The sequence below is a fragment of the Myxococcus xanthus genome (genome assembly GCF_013116825.1).
Classification (GTDB): domain Bacteria; phylum Myxococcota; class Myxococcia; order Myxococcales; family Myxococcaceae; genus Myxococcus; species Myxococcus xanthus_B.
This window is the reverse complement of record NZ_JABFNS010000007.1, coordinates 1-16,996: the sequence shown is the minus strand read 5'-3', so window position 1 is coordinate 16,996 and position 16,996 is coordinate 1. Positions and strand designations below refer to the sequence as shown.

Here is a 16,996-nt window from a genome sequence, read left to right as displayed (position 1 = left end):
GAACGCGGGGAGCGTGGGTTGAAACGAGAGCTGGATTGCGCTGCGCAGCAGCAGGAGGACCGTCGCTCCTCGTGAACGCGGGGAGCGTGGGTTGAAACAAGCTGCGTGGCAACGTCATGCCTGTGAGCTCCAGTCGCTCCTCGTGAACGCGGGGAGCGTGGGTTGAAACATCGAATCGCAGTTGATGAAGGTCGAGAAGAAGTCGCTCCTCGTGAACGCGGGGAGCGTGGGTTGAAACCAAGGGCGTTGCCCGACTCCTGACGCGCGCAGAACAGGTCGCTCCTCGTGAACGCGGGGAGCGTGGGTTGAAACTGCGTCGACGGCATCCTGCACGACGTGTCCGAGGTCGCTCCTCGTGAACGCGGGGAGCGTGGGTTGAAACGAGTCACCCGTTTCCGGGGTGAACGCAACCGCCGTCGCTCCTCGTGAACGCGGGGAGCGTGGGTTGAAACACCCAGCAGGCACGACTCGTTCGGGCCGAGGCAGCGTCGCTCCTCGTGAACGCGGGGAGCGTGGGTTGAAACCGCGAGCAGGCGGCGCGTGAGTGGCTCATCCGCGTCGCTCCTCGTGAACGCGGGGAGCGTGGGTTGAAACAAGAAGGCGGAGAGGAAGAACGCGAAGCTGCGGCTCGTCGCTCCTCGTGAACGCGGGGAGCGTGGGTTGAAACCTGGGCAAGGACATGGTGCAGGCCACGGCTACCCGTCGCTCCTCGTGAACGCGGGGAGCGTGGGTTGAAACTGGTTGGACACCCTCTCCATGTCCCGCGCCATCCAGTCGCTCCTCGTGAACGCGGGGAGCGTGGGTTGAAACAGCATCCCCGCCGCTGAGCACTCGACCATCACGGTCGCTCCTCGTGAACGCGGGGAGCGTGGGTTGAAACTCAAGCACCTCCGGAATGTCGCCAAGGTCAACGGTCGTCGCTCCTCGTGAACGCGGGGAGCGTGGGTTGAAACGGCGGTAAGGCCATCACTGGCCTCGACGCCGCGGTGGTCGCTCCTCGTGAACGCGGGGAGCGTGGGTTGAAACGAACGTGATTACGTACTCGTCCGCCCTCGACCAGGTCGCTCCTCGTGAACGCGGGGAGCGTGGGTTGAAACTACTTGGCCGCCCAGTGTTCTCTCAGGTTGGCCGTCGCTCCTCGTGAACGCGGGGAGCGTGGGTTGAAACGACAATGACGCCGCCGCTGCGGTGCGCAGCAACCGGGTCGCTCCTCGTGAACGCGGGGAGCGTGGGTTGAAACCAGGTGTTTCTGGGGCCACGCCCCGGCGAGGAGGTCGCTCCTCGTGAACGCGGGGAGCGTGGGTTGAAACCGCCACGGCTCACCCCTCGGTTTGCAGGCCCGAGTCGCTCCTCGTGAACGCGGGGAGCGTGGGTTGAAACACGCCACGCGCGGCCGGCTGGACTGGCGCGCCGTCGCTCCTCGTGAACGCGGGGAGCGTGGGTTGAAACCACCCGGAAGGTGTCGCCGGAATAGACCGGCACCCGGTCGCTCCTCGTGAACGCGGGGAGCGTGGGTTGAAACGCACAGTCGCCTCTGGATGTCGAGGGACTCCGCCGCGTCGCTCCTCGTGAACGCGGGGAGCGTGGGTTGAAACCAGTAGGCGCGCTGCCGAGCGTTGTCGCAGTCGTGTCGCTCCTCGTGAACGCGGGGAGCGTGGGTTGAAACCTCGATACGCTTGGACGAATTGGGCGGGCTGTTGCTGTCGCTCCTCGTGAACGCGGGGAGCGTGGGTTGAAACGTGAAGGGCTCCGGTCAGCCGCGTCTGCTCCTTGAGCGTCGCTCCTCGTGAACGCGGGGAGCGTGGGTTGAAACATGAAGGAGTGGTACGCCTGCCGGCTGGAGCGTGTCGCTCCTCGTGAACGCGGGGAGCGTGGGTTGAAACAGCAGCGGCGACGCCAACGAAATGACCCGGGCGCCGTCGCTCCTCGTGAACGCGGGGAGCGTGGGTTGAAACCGGAGCAGGACCTCTATGCGTTTCCGCATTCCAGTCGCTCCTCGTGAACGCGGGGAGCGTGGGTTGAAACGGCAGTTATCTTGTCCATGTTGCCCCCGGCACTAGTGTCGCTCCTCGTGAACGCGGGGAGCGTGGGTTGAAACGCTCACGCCCGGCGCCGGACTTGAGCACCCCCAGTCGTCGCTCCTCGTGAACGCGGGGAGCGTGGGTTGAAACCAATCCGGTTCCGCGCGCTCCGTCCACGTCGCCGTCGTCGCTCCTCGTGAACGCGGGGAGCGTGGGTTGAAACGTCGGAACGCACCGTCTCGTTGATGGCTTTGCGGATGTCGCTCCTCGTGAACGCGGGGAGCGTGGGTTGAAACACCCGTGAGTGCGACAAGGCAGCGGAGGCCAAGTCGCTCCTCGTGAACGCGGGGAGCGTGGGTTGAAACCCAGACGGCGGCACCGTAGTGCTCTACGAGGTACGCGGTCGCTCCTCGTGAACGCGGGGAGCGTGGGTTGAAACGCCGCTAACCTCTCCCTGCCCCACATATCCGGAGTCGCTCCTCGTGAACGCGGGGAGCGTGGGTTGAAACTTGTAGATGAGATACGCCGCCGCGGCGAACGCAGTCGCTCCTCGTGAACGCGGGGAGCGTGGGTTGAAACGGCTTCACGGACGCGCAGCTCTATGGCCCCAGCGGTCGCTCCTCGTGAACGCGGGGAGCGTGGGTTGAAACTCGCTGGAGGACCCGGAGATTTGGCTGCCGAAGCGGTCGCTCCTCGTGAACGCGGGGAGCGTGGGTTGAAACTGTATGCGGCCGGCTCGGTGGTTGCTGCCGGCGTGTCGCTCCTCGTGAACGCGGGGAGCGTGGGTTGAAACTGGGAAAACGTCGGCGGAGCAACTAGCGCTCTTGTCGCTCCTCGTGAACGCGGGGAGCGTGGGTTGAAACATCCTCGCGCTGCAGTTGCGGAAGCTCGACGGCAGTCGCTCCTCGTGAACGCGGGGAGCGTGGGTTGAAACCCTCCCTCGCGCAGCCCTGGAAACCGCCTGCGTCGTCGCTCCTCGTGAACGCGGGGAGCGTGGGTTGAAACCGGGACGGCGTGGGGTGACTTCCAGGCTCTGACGGTCGCTCCTCGTGAACGCGGGGAGCGTGGGTTGAAACGAGTTGAAGGAGCCGAAGCGATGACGACGAAGAAGTCGCTCCTCGTGAACGCGGGGAGCGTGGGTTGAAACCGAACGGGCAAGGCGCCGAAGAAGAAGCGGAGTGTCGCTCCTCGTGAACGCGGGGAGCGTGGGTTGAAACGCGGCGGACAGCGACTCCGCCACGGACTGCACGCCGTCGCTCCTCGTGAACGCGGGGAGCGTGGGTTGAAACACGATGGTTGGAGTGGATGCGCCAGGGATGACGTCGCTCCTCGTGAACGCGGGGAGCGTGGGTTGAAACATGGGAGTGCTCCTGGGGTGAGGCGAGAGCCGGGGTCGCTCCTCGTGAACGCGGGGAGCGTGGGTTGAAACCGGCTTCCGGTTGGGCCCACCTTCCGCGAGCGACGTCGCTCCTCGTGAACGCGGGGAGCGTGGGTTGAAACGCTGGTCCTGGAAGGTCGGGCACCCCGACTACGTCGCTCCTCGTGAACGCGGGGAGCGTGGGTTGAAACATCGTCGGGTGTGGCGGACGCGCAGGCCAGACAGTCGCTCCTCGTGAACGCGGGGAGCGTGGGTTGAAACGCGCGATGGCCGAGGCAACGGCACTGCGCGCCTTGGTCGCTCCTTGTGAACGCGGGGAGCGTGGGTTGAAACTCCGGGCTGGTGCTCGGGGCCGGGTGGCTCGCGCGGTCGCTCCTCGTAAACGCGGGGAGCGTGGGTTGAAACGACATCTACGTCGACGACGTGGAAGGCGCTCAATGAGTCGCTCCGCGTGAACGCGAGGAGCGTGGGTTGAAACGTCGGCAAGCGCGACGTGGGCCAGGACGAGCTGCCGTCGCTCCGCGTGAACGCGGGGAGCGTGGGTTGAAACGCGCTGGAGCGGCTCCGCCACACCTTCGTGACGGTCGCTCCGCGTGAACGCGCGGAGCGTGGGTTGAAACCCGGAGCAAGACGGGGGGCAGGTTGCCGCGCACGTCGCTCCTCGTGAACGCGCGGAGCGTGGGTTGAAACCCGCAGTTGAAGCGCTACAGCCAGTTCGCCCCCGACGTCGCTCCTCGTGAACGCGGGGAGCGTGGGTTGAAACGGTTCAGCTCACCGGTACTCTCCGTTGCTTCCACCGCGCTTGAGCGAAGGACTTTCGCCGCTGGAACATTCGGCACGGCGGCAGCAGCGGTTCTCCGCGGAGTCGCTCGTGCTCAGGCTCCAAGAGTCGCCGGGCATTCCCAATACACGGCACTTCTGGCTCGAGGTCTTCGGGGCTGGTCGTTCCAATCACGACGGCTCGTTCCTATCCGACGCGAACGTGGCCGCCGCCCATCGGCTCACGACGTTGCTCATCGCCGCGAGCTGGCTGGACGAATACAAGGAAGCTCGCAGCGCCCCTCCTCCCGTCGTACATGACCGGCAGGTGACAACGTCTGACTCCACCGTGGACGGTCGGCGCACGCGGCTGACGTTGGGCACCGACACGCCGCCCGACCTCCTCCGCTTCATGCAGCAGGTGGCTGCCGCTTACGGCATCGAACCTTGAGCGCGAGGACCCCGGGCGCCCCAGGGCTGGAGGAACACCGCCGTCTCCTCCAGGATTCGCGGCAGTGACGCGGTGAGCTCGTGGCCATCGTCCACCTCCACCAGCCGGACGTGGCGCTTGCCCTCCGCCCACTGGCGCGAGTTCTGGACGTCACAGGTGTCATCCTGACGGCCGTGGATGATGAGCGTCGGGACGCGCACGTCGGGCCAGCCACCGGTGCGGGCGTCCACTGCCTCCGCGTCGGCGATGAATCCCGAATGGATGCGCGCCTTCTGCTGCGTCACGAAGTCGTCCGTCTCAATCCAGCCCGACGTCTGCCAATGCCGCCACGCCGCGTCTCCCATTCTCCGGCGCAGCTGCGGGACGATGCGGAAGGCGGGGGCCAACAGCACCAGCGCACACACGCGGGCGTCCTGCTCCGCCACTCGGGCCGCCGTGAGGCCTCCCAGGCTGGAGCCGATGAGCACCACCCGCTCCTCGGGCCCGCCCATCGCGGCCAGCACCGTGTCCAGCATGGCGCTCAGGCGCAGCTGCTCCAGGGAGGGGACGCGGAGGTTCAACCGCTCCACCGGAATGCCCTGGTCCGCGTAGTGCCGCGCCACGGCCACGCCCTTCTTCGAATCCGGACCCGATGCGAAGCCGTGCAGGTACAGCCAGCGAGGACCCACGGCGGAAGGCGATGTCGTCGAAGTGCTCATGACAGGCCACTCTAACGGGCGCGCGGGGCCGTGGCTTCAGATGCGCAACACCGGCCCGGCAATCACCGACTGCATGAGCTTGGCGCACTGGTTGAGCGCGTTGGAGGTCAGCTTCACGTCACAGAACTGGAAGCCCGTGGAGACGGACACGCCCCAGCGGTCGCTGAACCAGCCGTCCACGCCCACCCGGAAGGCCATGCTCGTGGTGTCGATGTTCTGCCGCAGCCAGGTGCCCACGTCGTCCGGCGTGAAGGTGCTCCCCCAGCTCTTCGACAGCCGCGCGCCCACCCACGGCGTGATGGGCTTGTCCTGGAAGAAGCGCAGCCGCGCCTCGATGCCCACTGCCCGGTAGTCGATCTGCGAGCGCTCCAACTGCCCCGGTCGCATCGCGTCCGGGAACTGCTGGCCCCACGTCTCGGAGATTTCCGCCAGCAGGCCCACCGACAATCCGGGTGGGGTCTCCAGGCCCAGGTATCCGTGCAGCGCCGGGCCCTTCGCGCGGAAGTTGCTCAAATGGTCCAGGGTGATGCCGGCGCCCAGCGATGCATAGCCATTCCAGCCTGCCGCCACCGCGTCCGTTCCCACACACAGCACGCCCACCACCGCCACCCACATCGACTGCTTTCTCATGCGTTGCAGTCTATGCCTGGAGGTCGCCGTGGGGGACTCCGAGTGCCGCTGCGTCTTATGAAATCATGCAGCCGCGCGCGCCTCGATGTGGCCATGCGCATCCCTGCGGACAGTCCAACTACTGCCGCCCCGTCGGAGGGAGGGGTGGGGGAGGGGACTTGCATGCGCTTCCGGAGGGCAAGTCCGGAAGCTAGGGTGGTGTTCCATGTCCAGCTCCTTCGAAGTCGCCGCCTCCGCCGTTCGTGACGCACTCACCAGTGCGGGCCGGGGTCTGGTCGAACGCGAGGCGATGGTGGAGCTCGTCGCGCTCTCCGCCGTGGCGGGGGAGCACCTGCTCGTCATCGGTCCACCGGGCACCGCGAAGAGCGAGGCGGTGCGGCGCACCGCACGTGTCCTGGGCGGCTCGTACTTCGAGTACCTCCTGGGCCGCTTCACCGAGCCCTCCGAGCTCTTCGGCCCAGTGGACCTCCGCAAGCTGCGCGAGGGCATCGTCGAAACGGAGACCCAGGGCATGCTGCCGGAGGCCGAGGTCGCCTTCCTCGACGAGGTGTTCCTCGGCTCCACCGCCATCCTGAATACGCTGCTGGGCCTCCTCAATGAGCGCACCTTCCGGCGCGGCCACACCCGGATGCGCTGCCCCCTGCGGGTCTGCGTGGGCGCCTCCAATGCCTTGCCGGAAGACGAGTCGCTGGCCGCCTTCGCGGACCGGTTCCTCGCACGCATCTTCGTCGAGCCCGTGCCAGACCCGCGGCTGGAGGAACTGCTCGCGGGCGGCGCTTCACTGTGGGGGGACGCGGACGCGCATGTCACCTCGCTGGAGTCCCTGGACGTGGTCGCCCAGGCCGCGCGTGAGGCGGACCTCTCCGGGGTGCGCCCGCATCTGGCGCATGCGCTGCGCACGTTGCGCGCCGCGGGCGTGGCCTTGTCCGACCGCCGCGCGGTGAAGGTCCAGAAGCTCATCGCCGCCGCCGCGGCGCTCGCGGGCCGGCGCACACCTGGGACCGCGGACCTGTGGCCGCTCGTGTATGCCGTGCCGACGAAGGAGGCCCAGGCGCTCGCTCGGGACGTGCTGCGGGACGTGCTCGCCGGGACGGAGAACCCGGCCCTGCCGGCGGCGGCGCTGGAGGCCAGCGCGGGCCCCCTGGCGCGGGCGCGGCGCATCGCTTCCGCGGGGCAGGCGCTGCTGGCGGAGCGGCCCGTGGATGGCAATGGCGAGGCGCTCGCCGCGTGGCGGCTCAAGCTGGAGGGCGTGGCGCGGGAGATGGACGCGGGCTTCGCTCCCGAGTCGCTTCCCGATGACTTGAAGGTGCTTCGCGCGGAGGTGACAGGGGTGCTCGCCTCCGGCGCTTCAGGGCTCGAGTCATCCGAAACGGAGGTGGCGGTGTGAGCGCGCAGGGGTCCCGCGCTGGCTCCGCCGCTGCCTGGACGCAGGCCCACGCGCCTGGAGGCTCCGCGCATCGGTTTCCGGAGGCGCCGCCTAGGGGCCGGGGTGCGGTGGCTGACGTGCCGTGAGCGCGACGGGAAGAGATTCGCGGACGGGGGACGCGCTGGAGACGCGCGGCGATGACGCCGCTCTCCTGCCGGTGCGGTGGCGTTCGCGCGCCGAACCGCTGGAGCCGCTCGCCGTGGCAGGAGAAGGCCCTGTGGCGGTGGCGCTCGCTCGCCGGGTGCTCGCCGAGGACGATGCACGCCTTGCCAGTTGGGAAGGCGTCGCGGGGCGGGGGCTCCTGGTGCTCCTCGGGGCCTCGGCGTCGCTGCCATGGGTCGACGGCGCCGTGTACCTGGGACGGGATGCCGCGGCGCCCTCGCTGTTGCTTCCCTGTGCGTTGGCGCCAGACGTGGCGGCTTCGCTGCTGGAGCGTGCGTTCGTGGCGCATGCGCATGGGACGGGAGCGAAGTTGGCGGTGTTGCCCGCATCCATGTGTCTCGTCCGCATGGACGCCGCGCGGCCCGTGTCCCGTGTCACGCTTCAGACCTGGCTGGACACGGGGTCGCCGGGGGACACGCCGTGAGCACGTTGCCCCATGCGCTACGCCCCTGGGCGTCAATCCTCGCGAAGTTCCCGCTGGAGGTGGCGCTGAACCTGGGCCCGCTGGTTGCCCGGTTGTCCGCGGCGCTGGGGCCGCTGCGGGCGCCCTCGGAGAGGGAGGGCGGCGAGCCTCAAGGGTATGACGGTCTGTCGCGAAGAGGCTCCTTCGACCGGCTGCTGGTGAGTGAATGGCTGTGGGCCCTGGAGGCACCCGACGAACTGGTGCGCCGTGCCGCCTTCGGAGAGCTGTCCTATCTCAAGCCCTCGTTCCGCCAGCCTCAGCGCGCGCATCGCACGGTGATGTTGCTCGATGCGGGACCCGACCAGCTTGGCGCTCCGCGCATCGCGCACCTCGCGTTGCTCATCGTCATGGCGCGCAGGGCAGAGGCCGCGGGCGCCACGTTCGCATGGGGCGTGCTCCAGGCAGACCCGCGGCGTGGCTGGTTCACGGAAGTGACGCCCGCCACGCTGGGCGCCTGGTTGAACGCGCGTGACATCGCGCCGCCCTCGGCTGAGCGGCTCTTGGCCTGGCGCGAGGCACTCGCGCTCGACGCGCGGCCGGCGGACGCCTGGCTCGTGGGGTCCTCCCGCCTGTCCCGGCTCGTGGGGGCGGAGATGCTCTCGCGCATCGAAGTCTCCGAGGTCCTGGCGCCCGACGTGCGCCAGCTCGCGGTGGAGGTGCATCCCGCCGCGCGCGCTCCGCGCTCCGTGTTGCTCGACCTGCCGTCTCCGGATGACAGCGTGCGTCTGTTGAGAGACCCGTTCCGCGCGCGCGTCGCCGCGCCCGTGAAGACAGGCCAGCACACGCGGGTGTCGGGGTTTGCCTTCTCCGCGGATGGCCGCCGGCTGATGCTCTTCTATGAAGGGGGCGGCGTCGGCGCCATGGCGCTGCCCAACTCTCCTCGCGCCACCCTCGCGCGGCCCCAGCGGATGATGCCTCGGAGTGATGAGACCTTCCTGGGCGCGGGCTGGCGGCGTCAGGGGGGCCTGCTCGTGCTGACGCGGAAGCAGGGCGCCTATGTCTTCCGGGGGCAACTGCAACATCAATTCAGGCCCCATGGGCCCAGTGCGTTTCCCTGGACGCTGCGCGATACGCAGGCGCATCCACCCATTCCTGCTCGAGGCCAGCCCCCCGGCCGGCTGACGACCTATCTCGATGCACTTAATCGGGAGTGCGTGCTCCTGTCCGGCCTGGACGACACGCTCTATTTCTTCGAGGAGGACTCCGCGTCCCGTCGCGTGGTCTCCGCCCAGGTGGCTCAGCGGGTCATCGCCGCCGCTCAGGTGAAGGGTTCCAGCATCGTCGTGACGCGCGACGAAAATGAGAGGGTTGCGAGTTGCATGCGGCTGGGCATCGTGAGTGCGAAGGAGGTGCGCCAGATTCGCCTGCAGGACTCGAGGGGCGACACCCTCTGGTTCGGTGCATCGCACCACTCGGGGCATCCGGAGGCTGGGTTGCTCGCGGTGAACAAAGTCCCAGGCATGTGGTGTTTGCACCATCGGGACTCGGTGCAATTCGTGACGCTGCGCTCGGGATTACGAGTCGTGGGCGTCGGGGTCTGTCCGCAGGCGAAAGGAGAGGCCGGACTGTTGGCGCTCGACCCGGACCAGCGGACCTTCTGGAACGTGGGGCCCCAGCACCAGTTCAGGCTGGCGGTGGCCGCCGCTGACGTGGTCCACGCGGAGGCCAGCCATGCGGTGCCTGTGCTCGGGTGGCTGACGACGGAAGGCGAGCTGGTGCTGTACCACCTGGAGCATGAAGCCGTGCTGTGCCGTCTCCATACGGGAGGCGGGGGATGAGCACGGCACGTGCGGGGCTACGGCCCCGGCAGCAGGTGCACCGGGGGACGGTTCGGGCCTCGGCTTTCTGGCTCGACCCGGCCCTGCTCGGTGAGGCGGAGGCTCGCCGCCGGATTCTGGCGGAGTGGACGCCCGGCATGTCCGTTCACGCCGTGGCGGGTGGATATCTTGTGGAGATGTCCGCGCCACGCGCGGTGGTGTGCGAAGCCGCGCCGGGGCTGCCGCTCACCCGGGAGCACGGCGTCCTCTCCTCGGCGCCATTGTCTCCAGCGGAGCGTCGGCACCCGAGTCTCCATGACGGCGCGGTGTTGCTGGTGCTGAGGGGACGGTCCCTGGTGTTCTCTGTCGGTGCGATGCCGCGGGTGGATGTGTCCACATGGCTCGACGTGTCCGCGTGGAGGGTCCGAGCCCCGGAGACGCTGGGCGCGCCGCCGCCCCCCGTGCCCGTCCTGGAGCCCGTGCCGCCGCCGCCGCGCGAACGCTTCGGTCCCGGCGTGCCCGAGCCGTCACCTGAAGCACAGAAAATGCTCGCGCGCATGGAGGGGCGCCGCGCTCCCGTCGCCACAGGGGCGCGCCGCCCGGGATGGTGGGCGTGGCTGCGCGAGAAGTTCTCCCGTCAGGGCGCGTCGGTGCGCGGAGGCGGCGAGTCCGAGCGTGGCCGGCCAGGGTGGATGGCGCGGCTCGGGGCCGCGCTCTTGGGAGCGGTGGCCCCCGGAGCACCACAGGGCCCGAGTCCCTGGAGCTGGCTGTCCGACTGGATGATGCGCAACACCCTGCTCGGCGCGTGGGCGCGGCAGCGGAAGGCGGAGTACGTGCGCCGCCTCTTCGACCTGTTCGAGGAGGGCAACCTCCATGAGGCACTGCGGCACGCCATTCCACTGGGCAAGGAGCTGAGCGAGAACGCGCGCGAGGCCTTGGGGCTGCCAGGGCCTCGTGAGCAACTCACCGTCCAGACGGAGGCGCGGGGCGCGGCGGGGTCCGTGTTCGGGGGAGGCTCTGACCTCTACTCCGCGCTCCAGCAGCGCTACCGCGAGGCCTTCCGGCGCTTCGAGCGCGAGGGACGCATCGACGAAGCCGCGTTCGTCCTCGCGGAGCTGTTGGGCGCCGTCGAGGAAGCCGTGTCCTTCCTGGAGCGGCATGGCCGCTTCAAGCTGGCGGCGGAGCTGGCCGAGGGGCGCAAGCTGGCTCCGGGGCTCGTGGTGCGTCAGTGGTTCCTGGCTCAAGACGTCGCGCGCGCCGTCGCCATCGCCCGACGCAGTGGAGCCTTCGGGGACGCGGTGGCGCGGCTGGAGCGTTCGAATCCGCCGGAGGCCCTTGCGCTCCGCCTGCTGTGGGCGGAGACGCTCGCCGAGGCTGGCGACTACGTGCGCGCCGTTCAGGTGGTGTGGCCGGTGGCGAAGAATCGTGCCCCGGCGCGCGAATGGCTGGAGCGGGGCATTGCGAGTGGTGGCGTGACGGGCGCTCGGCTGCTGGCGATGTGGGCCACGGCGTTCGCGGATGGGCTGACAGTGGCGGGTGCACGGGTGCGTGAGTTGCTCGACGACGACGCGCCGGAGCGCGCGTCCGAGCGCTTCGTCTTTGGACTGGCGCTCGTGGAAGAGCCTCCTTCCGCCAACCGCGCCGCGCTGGTGGTGCCCACGCTGCGCGCGTTGCTTCGGGACCGGGCGGCGGGCAATGCCCGCTTCACTTCGGACCTGAGCCTCATCAAGCGCTTGTTGGGCGCCGCGCCCGACGGCACCTTGCGCACGGACCTGCCGCCGCTGGCCGACTGTATCTCCCCCGCGTGGCGCGATACCCATGCACGGCCGCGCATCGACGTCACGGTGCGGGCCTCCGAGGCAGGGACCTTCACGCTTCATGACGTGGTGGTGCTGTCAGACGGCCGGCTGTTGTACGCCCTGGGGGAGGCGGGGGCGTGGCTGGTTCGCGCGGACGGCCGGATGGTGGCGCACTTCGACGTGCCGGCCTTCCACCTGGTGCCTTCCATTCATGGAGACCGGGTCCTGGTACTCGCGCGGCGGGACGATGTGTGGCGCCTGTCCCGGCTGGACCTGGTGACGCGCAGGTGCAGCCCCTGGGGGGATATGGCATTGACGGCCTGGTCCCCCTGCTACGACGGCAATGTCTGGTTTGTATCCTCTGAAAACACGGTGATGATGGTGGATGCGCTCGCCGCTGACTGCCGCGCGCTCTGGCGAGTCCCGGAACTCGCAAGCCGTGCGTTTCCCATTGCGGCGGATGCCACACACATGAGTTTCATCGTCGGAACACAGGAGCGGTGGACGTATACGCTCGCGGACGGGCCCACATTGCGCGACCGTGCGGAGCTGCCTCCAGAGGTGTCGGACCCGAAAATGGTGAGCTGGCATCAGTCCGTGGTCCCGGACGGTGAGGCTGCTGTCCTGTGCATGGAATTGCCCCTTTCCCCCGAGGATGTGGCTCAAGGAAGGAACAGTCTGAGGAGCTCGCTGGCTTGGGTGCAGCCCGTGTCACTTCGCAATCGGGTTCGGACGGAGCGCGACCACGAGGCGCTCAGGGGCATCTTTCTCTCGCGGGAATGGTTTTTGGAGTTGTTGGATTTGGGGACGGATTGGCAGCTTCATTTGACAGACAGGCGCGGATTTTCCCGCGCCGTGTTGACGTTCGAAGGGAAGGCCCGCCCGAGGGTGCGGCTCACGGACAGCATGTTGCTGGCATTCGACGAGGGGGGCGGGGGCGTGTGGCTGGATTTGGAGAGCGGTGAGGTCCGGCACTTGCCGGTGCCTTGAGCCGTCAGATGCCGTGGCGCAGGTTCGGTGACAAGGTGACGTCGCTGACGGTGAGCCGTCGCTGCGCGTCATCCACTTCCAGCTCCACCTGCACGCCGTCCACCGTCACCAGGAGCGAGGGGGGCGCCCCGGGGAGCGCCATCAACCAGGTGGAGGCCAGGGGCAGCTCCGTCCCCGCCAGCTCCGCGGCGCGCAGCAGGTGCAGGCGCACCGCGTGGCTCAGGGGGCCTGGCAGGGTGCGCAGCGGCAGGGACACGTCCTCGGGCAGGTGCAGTGCGTAGGGCTCGGCGGAGTCCCTCGCGGGAAGCTCAGGGAGCCCGCGAAGCTGGGCGCGCAGGGCCCCGTCCACGGCTTCGGGCGCGTGCGGCTTGCGCAGGTAGCCCACCACGCCGTCCAGCGGGGGCTCCTGGCCGCTCAGCGCGCCGGAGAACATCAGCACCCCCAGATGGCGCAGCCGCGCGTTGGTCCGGAGCTGTCCGTAGAGCTCCCATCCGTCCATCCGCGGCAGCAGCAGGTCCAGGAGGATGAGATCGGGGTGGCTTGCCCGGGGCCGCGTGCACAGCCAGTCCAGGGCTTCCTGGCCATCCGCCGCGTGGGAGACCTTCACCCCTTCCGCGTGAGCAACCACGGTCAGCCGCTCGCGCCAGGCGCGGTCATCCTCGACGAGAAGCAGGTGCTGGAGCGGCCGGGACATGGTGGAGGAAGAGGTGAGGGGGCTCGGATACCCCGGACCCGAGGAATGCGCCAGGGGCCAGCGCACTCCGCGTCCGATGCCCGACACCCTTGGCCTCACGGGGGCCCATCCCCGGGCCGCGAAGGCGTGACATTCGTCCGTGTGACATTGCGCCAGATGTCTGTGGAAAGCAGAACATCATCCTGCACATGGAAGCGACCTGCGCCATGGATATCGAAGGGCGGCGTATCCTCGCGCGGCAGCGGCAATCCCGGCCCGGGCGGCGTCTTCACCGCCCTTGGGTGTCTGGCACTCCACAGCGAAGTGAGGGGTGGTCCCCTCATGGGGCTGGAAGCCGACGTCAAATATGCACTTCAGGTACATCTTGTCGTCATCGCCACGGCTCGTCAGTGTGAAACGACCATGGCCCTTCGACTTCAGCTCGCTCCCCGGGCACTCCGGACCCTGGCAGGATGTTCGACTCCGGTGCGAGAGAAGCTCCAATGTGAACTGGGCGCTCTCGCCGCGGGCCTTCCGCTCGACGGGCCTTTGAGGTCGGACCAGGGTGGGTTGGTGGTGCTCGACTCGGGTTTTCGCGTCCGCTACCAGCTCGACCTGGGGCGCGGCTTGTTACGGCTGACACACGTGGCCGCGCCCTCCTTGCCTCGGCCCTGGCCCGACGTGCCACCCGTCGACCCATGAGCGGTGCGCACGTCACGCCTCGCGCGGGTCGTTCCGGGGCAGGCGGACGATGGCGCAGGTGCCGCCGCCCTCGCGGGCCGCCAGGTGGATGCTGCCGCCATGGCGGGTGACGATTTCACGGCTCAAATACAATCCCACGCCCAGGCCCTCCACGCGGCTGATGGTGGACAGCGTGCTGCCGCGAAGCGCCCGGCTGAAGAGCTCCTCTCCCCCGCGCGGCCCCAGTCCCACGCCCCGGTCCTTCACCTCCAGCAGCGCGTCATTTCCCTCCCGCCGGAGCACCACCTCCACCGGTCCGCCCTCCGGGCTGTAGCGGATGGCGTTGTCCACCAGGTTGTAGACGACCTGCTCCAGCCGGGGCTCGTCCCACCAGCCGTCCACGCGCTCCAGGCTCAGCTTCAGTGGGTGCCGGGGCGCGGACGCCGCGCGCCGCTCCGACACCCGCCGCACCAGCGCCGACAGCTCCAGGGGCACCTGCGCCAGTGACAGCCGGCCGCTGGCCAGCTCGGACACATCCAGCAGTTGGTTGACCAGCCGCGCCAGCCGGTCCACCTGCCGGTCCATGAGGACCAGGTCCTGCTGGCGCACGGAGTCCGGACGCAGCCGCTGCAAGCGCAGCTTGAGGGTGGCCAGGGGCGTCTTCAGCTCATGGCTGGCGATGGAGAAGAAGGCCGCCTTGGCCTGGCTGACGCGCTCCACTTCCTCCAGGTGCCGCTGGAGCCGGGCCGCCATCTCGTCGAAGGCCAGGCCCAGCTTCTCCACCTCGATGGCGCCTGCGCGGTGGCGCGTTCCGAAGGCGCGCACGTCGCGTTCGCCCGCGGCCATGCGGCCGGCGGCCTGGGACACGGCCTCCACCGGCCTGGAGAGCAGGCGCGTCAGCAGGCGGGTGACGGGAATGGCCAGCACCAGCGTCAGCGCCAACGTGGCCAGCAGCGCGCTGTAGGTGCCGATGACGCTGAAGTCCATGTCGCGCATCGGATGCTCCACCAGGACGCGCCAGCCCGGTTGGAACAGCGGCGCGGTGGCCAGGTGCCGCGCCTCCAGGGTCCGCCGCAGCGGGGGGGCCTGGGGCTCCGTGTCGTAGATGCGGGTGCCCGTGGCGGGCAGCGTCGACAGCAGCTTCCCCAACGCGGTGCCCTTCAGGGACTGTGGCTCCGGCCCGGGCGTGGCGCCGGTGTCAAAGGCCACGTTGCCGTCAGGGTCCACCAGCAGCGCGCGCTGCCCCGGAGCCAGACGCTCCTGCGCCACCGCTCGCATCCGAGGCAGGTTGATGGCCACCAACGTGAAGCCTTCGAAGCGCTGCTGCCGCAGCAACGGGGCGGCGGCGACGATGACGGGACCCGTCACCGTGCCCCGGCCCGCGAACACGCCACTCACCACGGGCTCGCGCTTGTCGCGGACGTCCCGGAAGTAGGCGCGGTCGGCGAAGTTGGAGCCCGCCATCGGTTGGGCCGCCACGCCCAGCGGAGGCCAGATGGCCACCAGGCTGCCGCCGCTGTCCCCGATGGCGAAGTTGAGCGCGAACGCGGAGTGATACACCCAGTCCCGCAGCAGCTCCTCCAACTGCGGCTGGGGTGGACGCTCCCCTGCGCGCTCCCACCAATTCATGACGATGCTCGCCAGCAAGGCGGACTGGGATTGGGCGGTGGACAGCTCCGCGTCCACCGTCTCCGCCAGCAGGTGGGCGGTGGAGAGGCCCTGGTCGTCCATCCGCCGCCGCTCGGCGGCATAGCGGGCCCGGCCCTCCAGCGTTCCCACCATCAGCAACGGCAGCACCAGCGCGAGCAGCAGCGCCGAGCCCACCGCCGACGACAAGGTGAAGGTGCGCAGCGTGGGTGTCAGCAGCGGCCACAGCCGCGCGCGCGCCATGGGCGTCATCAGCACCACCTGCGTCAGCAGCGCTGGCACCAGGCTGTTGAGCGCCTGCTTGAGGGCAATGGCGAGCGTGCTCGCCGCCGTGACGTCCACGCCCAGGCGATGGCTGACGATGAGGAGGTAGGGGATGCCTCCCAGCCAGAAGAGCCCGTCCGCCTGAAGGGGCCAGTAGCGCCGGGTCAGCGCGCCCAGGACGACCCCTTCCATCATCGAACCCAGCATGCTCCAGGGGTGGCCCCACATCTGGACGGTGACGGACATGGCGATGCCGGCCGCGAGCCCCGCGCACCAGGGCCCCAGCAGCGGGGCCGCGGGGATGATGAGGAAGAAGCCCAGCAGGATGTCGATGCCTGGGATGAGCTCCACGGGAAATCGGTTGAGCGCATTGCCCAACAGCCCCACCACCAGCGCCCAGGCAAACCGTGCGCGCCCGCTCATGTCGAAGGGACCCTAACAGCGCAGCCCCTGGCGACCTCCAGCGCTCTTTTCAAGGAGTGTCCGTGACGCGCACTCCGGACGTGCGAGGTGGCTGCACGCTTTCGGACATTGCCGCTGCCGGGCACTCGGGGCGCTTTGCTGTTGTCGTCGTCCGCGCCGACGCCTACATCCACGAGATTGTGCCCATCCTCCTGGCCGAGTTCCTTCTACAGCAGCGGGAATCCATCATGTCCGCGTGGGAGTCGGAGGTGCGCCGCATCCCCGCGGCCCAGGCACTGCCAAGGCTCGCGCTGCGAGACGGGTTGCCCCGGCTGCTGGAGATCGTCGCCTCGCTGATGCAGCGCAGCTCGCCCGGCGGCGTGGAGGATGGCCTGGGGGATATTCCGGACCGTCACGCCATCGAGCGGCTGGGGGAAGGCTTCGACCTGCGGCAGGTGGTGACGGAGTACCGGCTGCTGCGCGCGTGCGTGCTGCGCTTGTGGACGTCCCGGGAGAACGCCACCCACCGGCCGGAGGCGGAGCTCGTCTTCCACGAGGCCATGGATGAGGCGGTGGCGGCCTCCGTCAGCCGCTACTCGCTGGCGCGCGAGCGCACGTTGCAGGCGCTGGACCGCATCAGCACCGCGGCCCTGGGCAGCGCCGACGCCGCGGAGCTGTTGCCGGCCCTCCTCCAGGTCCTGCGGGAGACGGTGGCCGTGGTGGACCTGGCGGCCGTCCTGCTGCTGGAAGAGGGCGTCCTGCGGGTGGAGAGCGTGGTGGGGACGGGGATGGCCG

General features: G+C 69.2%; 10 protein-coding genes and 1 CRISPR repeat array (1 of these 11 cut by a window edge). Of the genes, 6 read left to right on the top strand and 4 right to left on the bottom strand.

Features of this window, described 5'->3' with window-relative positions; all coding sequences use genetic code 11:
- Positions 1–4,162: direct repeats of the CRISPR family, unit length 37 nt; unit sequence GTCGCTCCTCGTGAACGCGGGGAGCGTGGGTTGAAAC; it reaches 1,714 nt to the left of the window's first position.
- Positions 4,163–4,201: 39 nt separating this feature from the next.
- On the top strand, positions 4,202–4,609 hold the full coding sequence (locus HNV26_RS03320; RefSeq protein WP_253816179.1) for a hypothetical protein: 408 nt from the start codon (positions 4,202–4,204) through the stop codon (positions 4,607–4,609).
- Here HNV26_RS03320 and HNV26_RS03315 read toward each other — a convergent pair.
- Together HNV26_RS03315 and HNV26_RS03310 are read right to left on the bottom strand one after the other, a co-directional pair.
- Positions 4,591–5,307, bottom strand: a complete 717-nt coding sequence (locus HNV26_RS03315; protein ID WP_171439966.1) for a YqiA/YcfP family alpha/beta fold hydrolase — start codon at positions 5,305–5,307, stop codon at positions 4,591–4,593. The two genes, HNV26_RS03320 and HNV26_RS03315, sit on opposite strands and share 19 nt — an antisense overlap.
- A 36-nt stretch (positions 5,308–5,343) precedes the next feature.
- Entirely contained in the window at positions 5,344–5,937 is a 594-nt protein-coding gene (locus tag HNV26_RS03310; protein ID WP_171439965.1) for a hypothetical protein, read from the bottom strand.
- A 205-nt stretch (positions 5,938–6,142) separates the two neighbouring features.
- Between HNV26_RS03310 and HNV26_RS03305 the strand changes: the two genes are divergently transcribed.
- The 4 genes from HNV26_RS03305 to HNV26_RS03290 all read left to right on the top strand — a co-directional run bounded on the left by HNV26_RS03305 (position 6,143) and on the right by HNV26_RS03290 (position 12,534).
- Positions 6,143–7,324: an AAA family ATPase gene (locus HNV26_RS03305; protein WP_171439964.1), complete on the top strand. Its 1,182-nt coding sequence runs from the start codon at positions 6,143–6,145 to the stop codon at positions 7,322–7,324.
- Positions 7,325–7,445: 121 nt separating this feature from the next.
- Complete coding sequence (locus tag HNV26_RS03300; RefSeq protein WP_171439963.1) at positions 7,446–7,949, top strand: bpX5 domain-containing protein; 504 nt, start codon at positions 7,446–7,448, stop codon at positions 7,947–7,949.
- Positions 7,946–9,766: an amino acid adenylation domain-containing protein gene (locus HNV26_RS03295; protein WP_171439962.1), complete on the top strand. Its 1,821-nt coding sequence runs from the start codon at positions 7,946–7,948 to the stop codon at positions 9,764–9,766. Before HNV26_RS03300 ends, HNV26_RS03295 begins: the two co-directional genes overlap by 4 nt.
- Entirely contained in the window at positions 9,763–12,534 is a 2,772-nt protein-coding gene (locus HNV26_RS03290; RefSeq protein WP_216611755.1) for a bpX6 domain-containing protein, read from the top strand. Before HNV26_RS03295 ends, HNV26_RS03290 begins: the two co-directional genes overlap by 4 nt.
- 4 nt (positions 12,535–12,538) lie before the next feature.
- Here the strand turns inward: HNV26_RS03290 and HNV26_RS03285 are convergent, their stop codons facing one another.
- Positions 12,539–13,228, bottom strand: coding sequence for a response regulator (locus HNV26_RS03285; protein WP_171439960.1), 690 nt, complete (start codon positions 13,226–13,228; stop codon positions 12,539–12,541).
- Between the two features lie 693 nt (positions 13,229–13,921).
- Positions 13,922–16,222, bottom strand: a complete 2,301-nt coding sequence (locus tag HNV26_RS03280; RefSeq protein WP_171439959.1) for a sensor histidine kinase — start codon at positions 16,220–16,222, stop codon at positions 13,922–13,924.
- A 227-nt stretch (positions 16,223–16,449) separates the two neighbouring features.
- On the opposite strand from HNV26_RS03280, the gene HNV26_RS03275 reads away from it, so the two are divergent.
- The coding region (locus HNV26_RS03275; protein WP_495525088.1) for an RsbRD N-terminal domain-containing protein at positions 16,450–16,996 on the top strand (547 nt) is incomplete at its 3' end.